General features: G+C 58.5%; 13 protein-coding genes and 1 pseudogene. 10 read left to right on the top strand and 4 right to left on the bottom strand.

Annotated elements, in window-relative coordinates:
- The first annotated feature begins 67 nt into the window (after nucleotides 1-67).
- Together B5E41_RS31865 and B5E41_RS24105 are read left to right on the top strand one after the other, a co-directional pair.
- Nucleotides 68-241, top strand: coding sequence for a hypothetical protein (locus tag B5E41_RS31865; protein ID WP_176439475.1), 174 nt, complete (start codon nucleotides 68-70; stop codon nucleotides 239-241).
- Nucleotides 238-570 (top strand): DUF6105 family protein, encoded by a 333-nt coding sequence (locus B5E41_RS24105; RefSeq protein WP_020921151.1) that lies wholly within the window; start codon nucleotides 238-240, stop codon nucleotides 568-570. The genes B5E41_RS31865 and B5E41_RS24105 overlap by 4 nt, the downstream gene beginning before the upstream one ends.
- Here the strand turns inward: B5E41_RS24105 and ruvX are convergent.
- Nucleotides 507-1,001, bottom strand: coding sequence for a Holliday junction resolvase RuvX (gene ruvX, locus B5E41_RS24100; RefSeq protein ID WP_088396371.1), 495 nt, complete (start codon nucleotides 999-1,001; stop codon nucleotides 507-509). The two genes, B5E41_RS24105 and ruvX, sit on opposite strands and share 64 nt — an antisense overlap.
- 113 nt (nucleotides 1,002-1,114) lie before the next feature.
- Between ruvX and B5E41_RS24095 the strand changes: the two genes are divergently transcribed.
- The 6 genes from B5E41_RS24095 (at nucleotide 1,115) to B5E41_RS24075 (ending at nucleotide 4,503) form a co-directional block, all read left to right on the top strand.
- On the top strand, nucleotides 1,115-1,819 hold the full coding sequence (locus B5E41_RS24095; RefSeq protein WP_064802174.1) for a metal-dependent hydrolase: 705 nt from the start codon (nucleotides 1,115-1,117) through the stop codon (nucleotides 1,817-1,819).
- A 69-nt stretch (nucleotides 1,820-1,888) separates the two neighbouring features.
- Nucleotides 1,889-2,176, top strand: coding sequence for an Asp-tRNA(Asn)/Glu-tRNA(Gln) amidotransferase subunit GatC (gene gatC / locus B5E41_RS24090; RefSeq protein ID WP_088396370.1), 288 nt, complete (start codon nucleotides 1,889-1,891; stop codon nucleotides 2,174-2,176).
- Between the two features lie 59 nt (nucleotides 2,177-2,235).
- On the top strand, nucleotides 2,236-3,717 hold the full coding sequence (gene gatA / locus B5E41_RS24085) for an Asp-tRNA(Asn)/Glu-tRNA(Gln) amidotransferase subunit GatA (RefSeq protein ID WP_088396369.1): 1,482 nt from the start codon (nucleotides 2,236-2,238) through the stop codon (nucleotides 3,715-3,717).
- Nucleotides 3,711-3,926 (top strand): hypothetical protein, encoded by a 216-nt coding sequence (locus tag B5E41_RS32810; RefSeq protein ID WP_425350140.1) that lies wholly within the window; start codon nucleotides 3,711-3,713, stop codon nucleotides 3,924-3,926. Before gatA ends, B5E41_RS32810 begins: the two co-directional genes overlap by 7 nt.
- Before the next feature lie 27 nt (nucleotides 3,927-3,953).
- Nucleotides 3,954-4,202, top strand: coding sequence for a GNAT family N-acetyltransferase (locus B5E41_RS32805; protein ID WP_425350139.1), 249 nt, complete (start codon nucleotides 3,954-3,956; stop codon nucleotides 4,200-4,202).
- Between the two features lie 25 nt (nucleotides 4,203-4,227).
- Entirely contained in the window at nucleotides 4,228-4,503 is a 276-nt protein-coding gene (locus B5E41_RS24075) for a hypothetical protein (protein ID WP_088396368.1), read from the top strand.
- Between the two features lie 201 nt (nucleotides 4,504-4,704).
- Here B5E41_RS24075 and tnpC read toward each other — a convergent pair whose 3' ends face one another.
- On the bottom strand, nucleotides 4,705-6,237 hold the full coding sequence (tnpC, locus tag B5E41_RS24070; RefSeq protein ID WP_088396367.1) for an IS66 family transposase: 1,533 nt from the start codon (nucleotides 6,235-6,237) through the stop codon (nucleotides 4,705-4,707).
- Between the two features lie 71 nt (nucleotides 6,238-6,308).
- The gene (tnpB, locus tag B5E41_RS24065) at nucleotides 6,309-6,812 is read right to left on the bottom strand and encodes an IS66 family insertion sequence element accessory protein TnpB (protein ID WP_088396366.1); all 504 of its coding nucleotides are present in this window, start codon (nucleotides 6,810-6,812) and stop codon (nucleotides 6,309-6,311) included.
- A gap of 820 nt (nucleotides 6,813-7,632) precedes the next feature.
- On the opposite strand from tnpB, the gene B5E41_RS24055 reads away from it, so the two are divergent.
- Together B5E41_RS24055 and B5E41_RS24050 are read left to right on the top strand one after the other, a co-directional pair.
- Nucleotides 7,633-13,800, top strand: a complete 6,168-nt coding sequence (locus B5E41_RS24055; RefSeq protein ID WP_088396364.1) for an RHS repeat-associated core domain-containing protein — start codon at nucleotides 7,633-7,635, stop codon at nucleotides 13,798-13,800.
- A gap of 18 nt (nucleotides 13,801-13,818) precedes the next feature.
- Nucleotides 13,819-14,472 carry a hypothetical protein gene (locus B5E41_RS24050; RefSeq protein ID WP_088396363.1) on the top strand — a complete coding sequence of 218 codons (654 nt, stop codon included), beginning with the start codon at nucleotides 13,819-13,821 and terminating at the stop codon, nucleotides 14,470-14,472.
- Between the two features lie 39 nt (nucleotides 14,473-14,511).
- Here the strand turns inward: B5E41_RS24050 and B5E41_RS32400 are convergent.
- Nucleotides 14,512-15,034, bottom strand: a pseudogene (locus tag B5E41_RS32400) (IS5 family transposase); the annotation flags it as partial.

Raw genomic sequence — 15,034 nt, 5'->3', positions numbered from 1 at the left:
GGCTGGTTAAGCCGACAGTGTGGCGGGGAGCAGAGATGGTACGAGTGAGAGTCCCGAGTTGACGCCCATGGGAAGCAAGATCGCCAAAGCCGCAATTCTGGTGACGGCAATGATGTTCTTCGCAGTCCTGGCGCTGGATATTGCGATTCCCACGCTGGTGCTTTGCATTATGGCATTGTCGACCCGGCTGATTTCCCTCGATCTGCCCGTTGCCCGCAAGCAGGGAGGAGAAGCCGCATGAAGTGGTTTCTAGTCTTCTGGGCCGGTCCCATCGTCTTTCTGGGCGCATGGTACTGGCTCTCCTATTACGACATGAATTTCGGCATCTTCATGCTGACACGGCAGGTCCATGACCTGACTTTCGAGATCTATGGCGAAGCCCTCGGTATTCCGCCGGAAACCATTCCGCCGCTCGTTGCCCGCGCCATTGCGGTGGACAGTCTCGTCGTCTTCGCCATCCTGGGCTTCAGAAAGCGTAAGTTGATCGCCGCTTGGTGGAAGGCGCGTCAGGCGCTGAACTCGTCCCCCGCAGACCTTGCGAGCGAGGACAGCCTGTCGAGGGCCCCCTGAAGGATGAAACTTGCCGCGGCCGAATCAATCCGTTCGGCTCGCTTGGCACGAGAGACGTCCATTTCGATGAGCGTCCGTTCAGCCGCGACCGTCGAAAGCCGTTCGTCCCAATAGACGAAGGGCAGCACCGTTTTCTGCTCCATGTTGCGCACGAAAGCGCGCGTCGCCTGTACGCGCGGCCCCGCCGATCCGTCCATATTCATCGGCAGGCCGATGATGAAGCCGGCAATCTTTTCAGCCGTCGCGAAGTCCAGCAGCGCCTGCGCATCGATTGTGAACTTGACGCGGCGGATCACCGGTCGCGGCGTGGCGAAACGCCGGCCGAGATCGGACATCGAAAGCCCGATCGTTTTGGTGCCGAGATCGAGCCCGGCGATCGCCTGCCCGGGAGCAAGGATTTCGGCCATTTCCTCGATCGTCAGCACCGTCATTGCCGTTTCATCCCGTCAAAAGAAATTGAAGCCGCCGCCGCTTTCCTTTGCCGGGGCATGAGATATGTCCTTACCATCGAAATCAGATTTTGCATCACGTAAGGAGAGATTTCATGAAGATCACTTGGCTTGGCCATTCCGCCTTCCGCATCGAGACATCAAAGGCGAAGATCCTGCTCGATCCCTTCCTCAGCCATAACGCTTCCTTTTCCGGCCAGGACATCAAGGATGTGTCCGCAGGCATCACCCATATCCTGCTGACCCATGGCCATGGCGACCATGTCGGCGATACCGTGGCGCTTGCCAAGGAAACCGGCGCTGTCGTTCTTGCGAATGCCGATCTCGCCGCGTGGCTCGGCTCCAAGGGCGTCGACAGGATCGAGATGGGCAATACCGGCGGGACGGTCACGTTCGGCGGCTTCTCCGCGACGTTCACCAATGCGCTGCATTCCTCGGCCCAGATCACCGAGGACGGCGTCTCACATGCGCTCGGCAGCGCCAATGGTCTGATGCTGCATTTCGACGACGAAGCCTCGATCTTTGCCATGGGCGACACCGACATCTTCTCCGACATGGCGCTGATCAACGAGTTGCACCAGCCCGACATCGGCTTCGTGCCGATCGGCGACCGCTTCACCATGGGTGGCGCGGTGGCGGCACTCGCCTGCCAGCGCTATTTCAGCTTCAAGACCGCGATCCCCTGCCATTTCGGCACCTTCCCGATCATCGACCAGACGCCCGATAAATTCGTTGCCGGCATGGAGGGATCGAAGACTGAGGCGAGGGCGCTGAAGCCTGCCGAGAGCCTGTCGATCTGACGAAACCCCGTTGCACCGGGCGGACATGGCCTTTATAGCGGGTAGGAAAAATCCTATCCGGAGAATGCCATGTCCGTCGATCTTGCCACCGTGAAGCGCGTCGCCAAACTTGCCCGTATTGCCGTCTCTGAGGATGAGGCAAATCGCATGGTCGGCGAGCTGAACGGCATTTTGGGCTTCGTCGAGCAGCTTTCCGAAGTCAATGTCGATGGCGTCGAGGCGATGACATCGGTGACGCCGATGGCGATGAAGAAGCGGACCGACGAGGTGACCGACGGCAACAAGGCCGTCGATATCGTCGCCAATGCGCCCGTCACCGACCATAATTTCTTCCTGGTGCCGAAAGTCGTCGAATAAGGCTTCGAAAGCCTCTTTCCGACCCTGTTGCCATTTTCAAGATCTGAAGCGAAAACACGATGAGCGAACTCACCAGCCTGACTATTGCCGAAGCCCGCGAGAAGCTGCGCGCCAAGGAAATAACCGCAATCGAGCTGACCGAAGCCTATATTTCGGCGATCGATGCGGCCAATGAGCGGCTGAACGCCTATGTGAAGGTCACGCCTGATCTGGCCCGCGTCATGGCGAGAAAATCGGACGAGCGCATCGCCGCCGGCACGGCCGGCGAGCTGGAAGGCATTCCGCTTGGCATTAAGGATCTCTTCGCCACCGTCGGCGTCCATACCCAGGCCTGCAGCCACATTCTCGACGGTTTCGAGCCGCGTTACGAATCGACCGTGACGCAGAACCTCTGGGATGATGGCGCCGTCATGCTCGGCAAGCTGAACATGGACGAGTTCGCCATGGGCTCGTCCAACGAGACGTCTTATTACGGCCCGGTGATCAATCCCTGGCGGGCAGAGGGCTCCAATCAGCAGCTCGTGCCAGGCGGCTCCTCCGGCGGGTCGGCCGCTGCTGTTGCCGCCCATCTTTGCGCCGGCGCCACCGCGACCGATACCGGCGGCTCGATCCGTCAGCCGGCCGCCTTCACCGGCACCGTCGGCATCAAGCCGACCTATGGCCGCTGCTCGCGCTGGGGCACCGTCGCCTTTGCCTCCTCGCTAGACCAGGCAGGCCCGATCGCCCGTGATGTGCGTGATGCCGCTATCCTGCTGAAGTCGATGGCAAGCGTCGACGCGAAGGACACCACGTCCGTCGATCTGCCGGTACCGGATTATGAAGCCGTCCTCGGCCAGTCGCTGAAGGGCATGAAGATCGGCATTCCGAATGAATACCGCGTCGATGGCATGCCCGAGGAAATCGAGACCCTCTGGCGCCAGGGCATCGCCTGGCTGAAGGATGCCGGCGCCGAAATCGTCGATATCTCCCTGCCGCACACCAAATATGCGCTTCCGGCCTATTATATCGTCGCGCCTGCCGAGGCGTCCTCGAATCTCGCGCGATATGACGGCGTGCGCTACGGCCTGCGCGTCGACGGCAAGGATATCGTCGACATGTACGAAAAGACGCGCGCCGCCGGCTTCGGCAAGGAAGTCAAGCGCCGCATCATGATCGGCACCTATGTGCTGTCGGCCGGCTACTACGACGCCTATTACATCCGCGCCCAGAAGGTCCGCACGCTGATCAAGCGCGATTTCGAACTGGCCTTCGACGCCGGCGTCGACGCCATCCTGACGCCGGCAACGCCGTCCTCCGCCTTCGGCGTTGCTGACGAAAACCTCGCCGCCGATCCGGTGAAGATGTATCTGAACGACATCTTCACGGTCACGGTCAACATGGCGGGCCTGCCCGGCATCGCCGTGCCCGCCGGCCTCGACCAGAAGGGCCTGCCGCTCGGCCTGCAGCTGATCGGCAAGGCCTTCGACGAGGAAACCCTCTTCAAGACCGCTTACGTCATCGAGCAGGCCGCCGGCAAGTTTACGCCGGCCAGGTGGTGGTAACGGGTCTCACAATCCGAACGATAACCTCCGCCGACCACGAAACGGTCGGCGCCGTCGGCTTCGCCGCATGGGCCGCAGCCGAAGCCTTCGACGAGAGTTATCGCGACCCTGAGGTGATTGCCAAAGTCAGGCACGAATTCACCGTTTTCCCGCGAGAGACAAAGGGTGAGATCTTCGTGGCCGCGCTCGACGCGGAGATCGTTGGCTGAGGCGCTCGTGAAGGCGAACCCAACTATGTGTCCGATCTCTGGGTGCATCCCACTCATCAGGGCAAGGGGGTGGGCGGGGCTCTGCTGTTGCATCTGTGCGAGCTGATGGCGGCCGAAGGACTGACGACCGCCCGGATCGACACGCATGCCAGAAACCTGGGCGCTATCCGGCTTTACAAACGCTGTGGTTTCACCATCATCTGGCACGGCATCGAATTCTCCAGGAGCATGGGCGTCCCGCTCGAAAAGGTGCATCTGGAGAAGCTGCTAGGCTGAACAATAGCCGAAACTGAAGGGCTTCATGGCAGGCAATGATCTTGTGCGTCTGATCGAGGCAATCGATCGCCTTGCCGCCGGCGGCTTCGCCATGGGCGCGGATTGGCAGGCGGTCCACGATATCTGTCAGCGCCACGAAGGCGAACAGCCGTTCGACTGGGGCCACGCCCTCTGCCACCGCATCGAGGGTGACGACTGGAATGCCGACTACTGGTATCTCCGCGCCGGCAAGACGCGCGGCTCGGGCGCAATGGTCGACGAGTGGGCGGCGATGCGAGCGGAATTGTCTACCAAGGGTTGAGTTTTGCCCTGCCCGCGCCGGTGCAGTCAGGGTGAGTTGGTCGACTGACCCTATCTATTTGTCCAGCCGCGACCTGACTGCAAGAGCTCGAAGGCTACAGCGCGGAGCCGGCCGAGGTCAAAACCTCGATTGTTGCCGATGTAGAAAACAACGCGCTGCTGATTTCCACAACCGTCAGGAATATGAGCGTAAGCGCTGTTTTCAGGCCACGGCTTTGAGTTCGTGCTTTGCGGCATAGGCCCAAGGCAGCAGGTCGTCGATCTGGTTATTTGGATGCCCGTTGACGATCTTGGTGAGGACGTCTGAGAGATAGGCCAGTGGCTCGACATTGTTAAGCTTGGCAGTCTCGATGAGCGAGGCGATGGTCGCCCAGTGTTCGGCCCCGGCGTCCGACCCTGCGAAGAGTGCATTCTTCCGATTGAGGGCAATTGGCCTGATTGACCGTTCGACGACGTTGGAGTCGATCTCGATCCGGCCATCGTCGATGAAGCGGGTCAAGCCGTCCCAGCGTGACAAGGCATAGCGGATTGCTTCGGCGAGCTTTGTCTTCTGGCTGATGTAGCCGAGTTGTTCACGCAGCCAGGGAGCGAGGCTGTCGGTCATCGGACGACTTTTTTCCTGACGGGCGACACGACGCTCCTCTTGGGTCCGGCCACGTATCTCTTCTTCGATCCTGTAAAGTTCGGCGATGCGTCGCAGCGCCTCGCTGGCGATGGGTGCCGGACCGGCCGCAGCCAGCTCATAGAAGCGGCGTCGAACGTGGGACCAGCAGAAGGCTAGCGACACGGTGTTCTTTGCCGCGAGCGGGCGATATCCACTGTAGCCGTCTACCTGCAGGATGCCGACGAAGCCGTCGAGATGGGCCATCGGTCGTTCGCCTTTGCGATCTAGCGCATAGACATAGGCGACACCGGGCGAGTCATCGCCCTGCCACGGCCGGTCATCTCGTGCATAAGCCCAAAGCTGGCCGGTCTTGGTTTTGCCCCGTCCCGGATCGAGCACCGGGGCTGTCGTCTCGTCGGCGAAGAGCTTGCGCGACGACTTCAGATGATCAAGCAGCCGCTGATGGACCGGGCGTAGATGCCAAGCGGCGCGACCGACCCAGTCGGCGAGCGTCGAACGGTCGAGGTCGATGCCCTGACGCTTGTAGATTTGCGCCTGGCGATACAGCGGCAGGTGGTCAGCATATTTAGAGACCAGCACCTGGGCGACGGTTGCCTCTGTCGGCATGCCGCCTTCGATCAGCCTTGCCGGGGCCGGAGCCTGGACAACGACTTCTTCACAGGCCCGGCAGGCATACTTCGGGCGGCGCAGCACAAGCACCCGGAATTGGGCGGGCACAAGATCGAGCTTCTCGCTGACATCCTCGCCGATCCGATGCAGGTCGTTGCGGCAGCAGGGGCAGGCATGGTCATCGATATCGACCACGATCTCGACGCGCGGCAGATGCGCTGGCAGCGAACCCCGGTTGGTGCGCCGTTTGGCGGCCTGCGCCTGGCGCAGAGCAGTCGAGCCCTGGTCCGTCTCCTCCAGCCCGGCAGCCTCGATCTGTTCGGCTTCTTCAAGCCCAAGCAGAAGCTGGTCCTCGGGAAGCGTCTCCGCCCGTCGACCAAAGCGGTGACGCTGTAATTCCTTGATGATCTGCCGCAGGCGGGCATTCTCCGCCTCACGCGAAAGCACCATTGCTTTCAGCGCGTTCAGGTCATCCGGAAGCTCGTCTGCCGTCATCGTCATGGATCGAGAACAGCATATTTTGCCGCTCGGAACGAGAGGCTGAATGGCTCTGATTCAATTGGTCGCGCCCGTTATCCGGCCTTTATCGGCGTGCGCGTTTCGCTCGGCGCATGCACGCGTTTCCAGTCCAATCCTTCGAACAGAGCCGAGAACTGGGCGGCCGTCAGATGCATCGCACCGTCCTGCATTCGAGGCCAATGGAACTCGCCATCCTCGATCCGCTTGGCGACCAGGCACACGCCGCTGCCGTCCCAGAAGATCAGCTTGATCCGGTCCGTTCGTTTGGCCCGGAACACGTAGATCGTGCCCGAGAACGGGTCGGCATCCATCTGGGCCTTTACCAGTGCCGCCAATCGCGGCTTTCGGGCGAGCCGTCGCCATGTGAACAACTGCTGCGGCGTCAACCCATGCCGCCGCGCCACAGAGCACACCGTGACGCCGGGCTCGCAACTCTCCGCAATAATCTGCGCCTTCTGATCGTCGCTCCATTCGCGACGACGGCCATTGCCTGTGAAAACCTCAAACCGGCGTATCGGCTCATCCTTAGTTTTAAGCGTAAGTTCTGAAATCGACATATGTCCAAGCCCTCTTTCGAGGTTGAACATCAATGATCAAGCGATGATCCGGAAGGTGGGAGCAGGACAGCGCTTACGGACAAGGGAGAGCGGCTCTCGGCAAGAGCGCGGACTGCTCCTTGCGTCAGATGAATGACCGGCCTGTCTGAGACGGCGAGGGAGATGCCACCGATCTCTATTTGGGCAGCGATGAGAGCCGAAACGACCGGATCGCGCAAGGGTTCTTTACAATGGCGTAGGTCGTGTCTTCGGAGGCGTCGCCTGTGATCGGCGTGAGGTAAACGTCGTCGTGACCAAATGGAGTTGCTGTGACTAAGTCGCTATGTCCCTGGCCCTTGAATAGGGAAGCAGGGAACCATTTCAATCTCTCCAAGAGAGACTGCTTCCGCTCGCTAGCCATCAGGCCAGATAACAAAAACTCCCCGGTCGTCCTACCTCGACGATGGGGTAGTGCTTGCTTCTGGGTCGCAGGAATAAGACGCGCCAAACTTCAGTGTACACCTGTCCCGGAAATCAAGCTATCGACTATCATGGTTCCACGAATTTATGAGGACCGAATCACTGGTTTTGTACTTAACACAGTAATGAGAACTACCAAGCGTTGCAGGATTCGAGCGCGTTGCGGCACGCTATCCACAGGCTTTCGGAGCGTTGCAGAAGTGAGTGCCGAACGTTGGACGATTACTGATCTCGGATGCTTCTGCAATTGTCGTTAGTTGCATTTATTTTGCATTTCGACGTGAGCACTACTTGCATTTGAAAGTGATTGCGACTTTAGAATGCGGAAATTTCAGTACGTTGTGATTCATCTGGGGGCTTCATGCGTAAATTTCCGTCTGCCGTTGCAGCTTTTGCTGCAGCGGTTTCTTTTTCTTTGTTCTTTGCGCCGAGTATAAACCAATCTGTCATCGGGACTGCGGTTGCTGCCGATGCCGATAAAACCATCGGCGGTGGCCTTGGTAATGGAGGTTCAGGACTGGGCGGTGAAACCCAGAATGTTCCCCCAAGGTCTGAGGCCGGCGCCGATCCTACAGCGGTGGCTCCTAAGCCCGACAAGGCGGTCGACCGAACCGGTCTCGGCAAGGCTGGCGTGGCGCCGGCTGATGATACCGCCGAGGATGCAACCAAAAGCGAAGCGCCGACCACCAGCGTAAAAGCAAAAGCTGCGACATCGACTGCTACAGCGGTTGCCGCTGCAGCGGCGGTCGATCCGGATGCGCCGCCTGCCGGCACATCGGCGCGTTCGACGACGCCGATACCGGAGGTTTCCGGGTCCGGCACGTTCAACGAGGAAATAGGAATAGAAACCCCGGCCTTTCATGGCATTCAGCCGGAAATCGCGCTTCAGTATGTCTCGTCGCGCAAGACGAAGCTCGGCGGGCTCTACCAGGGCTGGCTGGGTCACGGTTGGGGGCTCAAAGGCTTCGATGTGATCGAGCGCGCCAGCATCGGCCAAGGTCTGCCGGCATTCAATTCGAGTGATATTTACCTGTTGAATGGCGAGGAACTCGTCCCTTGCGGGACAAACACGGTTTCCCCGTCATGCTCGACCGGCGGCACCCATGCCACCGAGGTTGAAAGCAATCGCCGCATCGCTCGCGATTCTTCTTCCGCCAACGAATGGATCGTCACCAATCCCGATGGCATCAGACTGACATTCAAGTCACTAACTGCCATAACAAGTGCAAACCCTGCTCCGGGGGCGCTGTCTGATCTCTATAATAGTTCTCGCTGGTTGCTCACTTCCGTCAGCGACACGAATGGCAATACGGTTGCATATGCTTACACGTGCCCCGACCTGTTTGTCTGCTATCCCGGTACTATTTCATATGGCAATACCGTCATTCGGTTCCGCTATGAAGCTCGGCCTGACCAAATCATCATGGCTAACGGCCATCGTTTCTCCTATACCAAAAACCGGATCAAGACGATTGCGGTCGAGGTCAATGGCCAGCTGAAGGTGGCCTATGCGCTTTCCTACAATCAAGCGCCATTCTCCAACAGATCCCGGTTGGTCCAGGTCGAACGCTACGGCAGCGACGCCGTCATCGCTTCTGATGGCACTATTTCGGGGCCAACGCATAAGCCAATCCGCAAGATGGCCTATCACAATCTAAGCTATAGCTACGATTATGCGCCAAATCTTACCGCGCCTCCGACCAATGGTGATCCTTCCAAATATGAAACATTCACAAACGTCGAGACATTTGCCACGACAGACATGAATCTGGACGCCAGGGATGAGCTGTTAATAAATCGGGCAACCAGAAGGGCGATTAAGGAGCAGGACAGCTCGGGATTTTCCTACACTTATTCCTGGACGATGACTGTAAATTCGTTCGGTACGGATGGGCGTGCAGTCTATCCCAGAAGCATCACTCGAGCAGATTACGGCAGTACGGTTCATCTTCTCGCGTACCCCGGAAGATATTTTCCGAGTGTTAAGGACATCCCTTATAGCTCAATAACCGCCAGCAGTTCGGGTTATCGGACATTGAATGACGTGGTCGGCACGGCATGGGATCAGTCCATATCCGATGGAAGGTGCTCCTCTTCCTCCTACACCGCAATGTGCGCGGCGTTGCCTTCCATTTCTAGCCCGTCTACCGACCCATTTTCTCAGAGCCAATCATTCGTGGCCGATCCTGATGGGAATGGCGTTGATCAACTTTTCAAATTCACTTCCTCGTTCTTGGGGGGCAGCGGTGGATACATTGTGGGGGCCGCCGACCTGCTCGGGAATGGTCGGCAGGGCGCCGTCATCGGCGGCGCATCCTCGATTACGAAGGTCCTGAATTATACCGGCAGCAGCTGGGTCAACATCCGGGATGCGTCGATCGATTGCCGCAATAGAGTTTGCGCTCTCGCCGACGTCAACGGCGATGGGGCCACGGATCTGGTGCAGAACACGTCTTTCTCGAATGGGAAATACAGTGGTCTATCGATCTGGCTATGGACAGGACGCGACTACGAAGCGTTTATACAGAACGCGTCATTTTCAGGTTCGCCGCTGCTACGCGATTTCGATAATGACGGCATGACCGACATCCTGGTTGCTGACGGCGCGACCCAGGCAAATCCTTATAGAACGACCTATGCCTGGGGAGTTTGGTACGAGCCATCCGGTGCCCGGTTGGTTAAATCTCCGTTGGCGATCTCAGGGTCTAATATTTCCGGCGATTTCAACGGCGACGGTTTGCCGGATTTCTTGAATTCGCGGACCGGTGTGTTGCTCTCCATCTCCGGTACCGGCAATCCAAACCTTCTGCGCAGCATGACTCTCGAAACCGGGGCTACGGTTTCGGTCGATTATAAGCCGTCGTCAGCGCTGCCTGGTGCTGATATGCCACTGATGCATACTGTCAGCAGGATCAGCGCCAACGACGGAAAGGGGAACGTAAGCAATACCGACTACGCCTTCTCAGATGCTCTCTATAGCTTCGATCTGCGCAGGTTTTATACTTTTGGCGCTATGGTCAAAACCCTGCCACCGGCTTCAGGAGAGGCAGCTCGTCCTACCATAAAAACATCTTATCGCAGAGATCGTGCAAGTTACGGGCGGCCTTGGGTTGTGTTGAGAAGTGACGCTAAGGGAAACTCCCTGCAAATTACCGAGGACTATTCGTTCCAGATCGATAAGAAGCCGTATTCGTTTAGAAATATTGCGACAACGACGAAGCTGACAGAAGGGGGCACGACGGCGTACCTGCGGACGGAGCGCAGTTTCGATGCTTACGGCAATGTGACCGAGGTCAGAGATCGCGGCCGCACGGTCGATGCCGCCGGCACCGAGAATGTCAACACCGCCGGCGACGAGAAGACGACGACGTTCACCTTTGCGCCGAACACCTCCGCCTATATCGTCTCGCTGCCGACTTCGAAGACGGTTCGTGTTGGTATCGATGCCGCCTCACCGATCGGCAGCAAAGAGGAATATCTCTATGACGACGCGACGGCGGTTGCGACGCCGCCGGTCAAGGGTAACCTGACGCAGAAGCTCGCCTCTATGAGCGTCGGCAGCACGCCACGGGTGTCGCCGACCACCTATGCCTATGATGCCTATGGCAACCGAATTGCCGAGACCGATGCGCTCGGCAATCGCAGCGAATGGGACTACGACGACACCTACCATCTCTATCCGGTGGCGGAGCGGGCGCCGCGTTACTTCGCCAATGGCACCCTGACGGGTGACAACCGCTTCGTCAGCTCGACCACCTATGATCTGGTCTGCGGCCTGCCGGCCACCAAGACCGACTGGAACGGCATCGTCGAGACCTTCACCTATGACGCCTACTGCCGGCCTTATGGTTATGTGAATGCCGGATCGGGCAATTACCTCAACACCCGCTATGAGAACGAGGGCAACCCGACGACGCAGGCGATGGTGACTTATTCGCCGCGGACCAACGGGACAGGTGAGGTCTTCAGCCGCACCTATTATGACGGGCTCGGCCGGCCCTGGGAGGTGGAGACGCCCGGCGCCTCGGCCACTGGCCCGACCCGGATCACCGATACCGTCTATGATGCGCGTGGAAACGTGAAGCAGACCTCGCTTGTGCGTTTCAAAGGCGAGACGCCGCAATGGACGGTCAACAGCTATGACTGGCAGGACCGGGTGATCAAGACGGTCAATCCGGACAGCAGCCAGAAGCTCTACCAATATGCGGCGCAGTCGGCACTCGTTGCCGACGTCACCAGGCTGCCGGTTTCCATGACGGTGATGACCGACGAGGAAAACCATCCGCACCGCAGCTATGCTGACGCCGATGGCAATGTCATTGCCCTGCAGTCGCAACTCGGCACGGCATGGGTGACGGAGAACCGCAGCTATGATCCGCTCGGCCGTCTGCTGGGGGTTCGCGATCCCAAGGGGGCGCAATGGAGCTACAGCTACGATCTGCTTGGCAACCGGTTGACCGCAAGCGATCCGGATCTCGGCAACTGGTCCTATGACTATGACGATGCCAGCCGGCTGATCCGCCAGACGGATGCCCGCGGCGCGGTGACGACGATAGCCTACGACCAGATGGGCCGGGTGCTCCGCAAGGAAGTAACCGAGCCGGGTGCGACGGCGCCGACGCTGCTCGCCCAGAACAGCTATGACGAGCCCGCCAGCACTGGCCAGTCGCACAATGTCGGCATGTTGACCAAGGCAGAGAATGCGAATGCGACGGTGACCTATAGCCGCTTCTACAACGGCGCCGGCGACAAGAGCATCACCAGCGCGACGATCGACGGGGTGACGAGCACGACCACGGTCGAGCACGGACCGAGCGGCAAGACCACGGCGATGAGCTATTCACCGACGACCGTCGCCGTCGGTGAGACGACGTCGCCCTGGCTCTATAATGATGCCGACCTGCTTTCGAGCATTCCCGGGCTGATCGATTCCACAAGCTACGAGGCCGACGGCCAGACGACGTCGATCACCTACACCAATGGCGTGACGACGACCTTCAGCTATTCGCCGACCCGGCGCTGGCTGAACCGGTTGACGACGGCGAAGGGGACGACGGTGCTGATGGACAATCAGTACAGCCGCGACAAACTCGGCCGCATCAAGACGATCACCGGGCTGACGGCAAACGACAACTGGACCTACACCTATGACGATCTCTCCCGTCTGACCGGCGCCGACAACGGCGGCGACAACAGCCTCGACGAGACCTACAGCTACGACACCAATCACAATCTTCTCTCCCGCACGCGCATCGGCGCCTATGTCTATCCGACGACGGCAACGGCGGTGCGTCCGCATGCGGCAACGCAGATCGGCGCCAAGGCGATCGGCTACGACGCCAACGGCAACATGATCTCGGACGGAACCCGCACGCTTGCCTGGGACGGCGCCAACCGGCTGTCGACGGTGACCCAGAACGGCGCCACGGTGACGCTGTCCTACGGACCGGACGGCGCACGGGTGAAGAAGAGCTGGGCCTTCGGCACCATTCTTTATCCCGAGGCCAATGTCGAGATCGATCGGACGACGCCGGGCACGGACATCTACACGCTCTATCCGCATCCCGACGCCAAGATCGTCGTCACCGCTGGCAGCATGGTACAGGAGAAGTTCTTCCTGCACCGCGATCATCTCGCCTCGGTGCGGCAGGTGACCGACGAGAGCGGCACCCAAGTCGAGCAAACCGGCTATGCCGCCTATGGCGAAGCCACCAACACCAGCTTCCAGACCAAGAAGAGCTATATCGGCGAACGCTTCGATCCCGAAACCGGGCTGATGTACCTTCATGCCCGGTACTACGACCCGGCCTTCGGGCGGTTCATCTCGCCGGATGATTGGGACCCGACCAAGGAAGGGGTCGGCACAAACCGCTACGCTTATGCCGAGAATGATCCCGTCAATAAGTCCGATCCGAATGGGCATATCTCAATGGGATGGGGCCAACTCAGCAAAGCGATAAGCGATTTTATAGGCAGTTTAACTGGTGGCGGAAGAGCCACAGCGGGAGACGATAGTCCCCGGGGTAGTTATTTGGGAAATGGTGGTTCCACAAGCCCATCAGCATCCATCACTGCTTCCGGTGTTAAGAGGTCTGCCGAGGCCAATGAGAAGGGCGAACGAAACTCAAAGAAAGGCAATGGCCCCAATCTTCGGCATGACGCGGGGGTGGCGGCGGCAATCCAAGAAGCGCGCAACGATGGCTATACAATTTTGAGTGAAGCCCAGGTGAAGGTAACTGGCAACTTTCTAGGAACCAGAAACTACGACTTCTTGGGGCGCGACTCTTTCGGAAACATTGTCGGTTTCGAGGTGAAAACATCAATGTCTGATACGGTGAAGCTTGATCGCAGCCAGGTTTTGAAAGATATCTCTGTAATGCAATTTGGTGGCGCTTCGAAATTCGGCCCAGTTAACAGTGTTGCTTACAAAACCATGTGTGATGGCTGTGCTCCAGTCGATGCCCGAAGCGCCGTTCTTCGTTCACTCTTATCTGAGAGCAAGATACCGTTCGACGAGATTGTGAAGTGATATGAGAGCAGCGCCTGAATGTTTCTAAAAGAAATCACATCTGCGCTAGACGAAAAAATGGCACAGATAGGCTTCATCAAAGTATCAAAATTCTTATATTGCCATAGCAATGATGGTGAGGCAGAGAGTTTTGTCGAGTGGAATTTATTTGGGCGACCCGTCAACAATTTCGCATGTGACTTTGGACTGCGGAACATTGCCGCGTTTAGTTTTGCAGAAAAGTGCTTGAAACTCTACGGCGGGAGAAACAGTAGGGTGGAAGGCCGATTTAATGAGCGGTGTCAATTGGGGCAATACTACTCATGGGGAGAGCGGTCATCGTTGCGGTTGAGTGACCATGGCGGGAATTTGAAGTTAGTGCTTGAGAAGGCTCAAGCCGACATTCACCGCTTCGACCGAGAGCTGGGAGAGTTTTTGATCTCGAAGGACAAGCTTTGCGATCTTCTGATAAGTGATTACAAATGGATGCCGTGGGATTGGTGTAATGGCGCGGCAAGGGCTGCGGAATATGCCTACCTCGCTTCAAGCATCGACGGCACAAGCCCAGATGTAATACGTGCTGCTCTTAGGCCGTACGAGAATGTAAACATAAGATCCGGCCTAGATCGCTCTGTTGAAGTTCGCGAGTATTTGGATAACGTATTCAGGGACCTGGGCGCGATATCAACGTGATTAAATGGTATCGCGAAGTCTAGGCTCAGGACTCATTGATCAAAGCCAAAAGACAACGGCGGCTGCGATGCAGATTGCCGAGAAAAAGGTGTGAGCACACCGGTCGTAGCGCGTCGCGATGCGCCGCTAGTCCTTGAGCTTGGCGAACAGGTTTTCGACCTTGTGGCGCTGGCGGTAGAGGACCTTATCGTAGGCGAAGGGTATCTTGCGGCTCTTCGATGATGGGATGCACGGCTCGATGCCTCTAGCCTCGAGTTCCTCGCAGAACCAGGTGCTGTCATATCCGCGATCGGCAATCAGGTGATCGGCGGGAGGCAAGGCGTCGAGCACGAGACGTGCGCCCTTATGGTCGCTCATCTGACCCTCTGACAGAAGCAGGATAATCGGCCGTCCGTCTACGTCGCATACGGTGTGGAGCTTTGAATTCAGCCCGCCCTTGGTTCGCCCAACACGACGGGGAACATCCCCTTTTTAAGCAGGCTCGCCGCCGTGCGGTGGGCTTTGAGATGGGTCGCGTCGATCATGATGCGCTCCGGCTTCGGCCCCTCGCCGGCGAGCCCGG

The organism is Rhizobium esperanzae, from assembly GCF_002204185.1.
GTDB lineage: Bacteria > Pseudomonadota > Alphaproteobacteria > Rhizobiales > Rhizobiaceae > Rhizobium > Rhizobium esperanzae.
This window is presented reverse-complemented; position numbering and strand designations above follow the sequence as displayed.

Coding starts and splice junctions, on each gene's coding strand:
- B5E41_RS31865 (WP_176439475.1), top strand. CDS start 68: ATGGGAAGCAAGATCGCCAAAGCCGCAATTCTGGTGACGGCAATGATG.
- B5E41_RS24105 (WP_020921151.1), top strand. CDS start 238: ATGAAGTGGTTTCTAGTCTTCTGGGCCGGTCCCATCGTCTTTCTGGGC.
- ruvX (WP_088396371.1), bottom strand. CDS start 1,001: ATGACGGTGCTGACGATCGAGGAAATGGCCGAAATCCTTGCTCCCGGG.
- B5E41_RS24095 (WP_064802174.1), top strand. CDS start 1,115: ATGAAGATCACTTGGCTTGGCCATTCCGCCTTCCGCATCGAGACATCA.
- gatC (WP_088396370.1), top strand. CDS start 1,889: ATGTCCGTCGATCTTGCCACCGTGAAGCGCGTCGCCAAACTTGCCCGT.
- gatA (WP_088396369.1), top strand. CDS start 2,236: ATGAGCGAACTCACCAGCCTGACTATTGCCGAAGCCCGCGAGAAGCTG.
- B5E41_RS24075 (WP_088396368.1), top strand. CDS start 4,228: ATGGCAGGCAATGATCTTGTGCGTCTGATCGAGGCAATCGATCGCCTT.
- tnpC (WP_088396367.1), bottom strand. CDS start 6,237: ATGACGATGACGGCAGACGAGCTTCCGGATGACCTGAACGCGCTGAAA.
- tnpB (WP_088396366.1), bottom strand. CDS start 6,812: ATGTCGATTTCAGAACTTACGCTTAAAACTAAGGATGAGCCGATACGC.
- B5E41_RS24055 (WP_088396364.1), top strand. CDS start 7,633: ATGCGTAAATTTCCGTCTGCCGTTGCAGCTTTTGCTGCAGCGGTTTCT.
- B5E41_RS24050 (WP_088396363.1), top strand. CDS start 13,819: ATGTTTCTAAAAGAAATCACATCTGCGCTAGACGAAAAAATGGCACAG.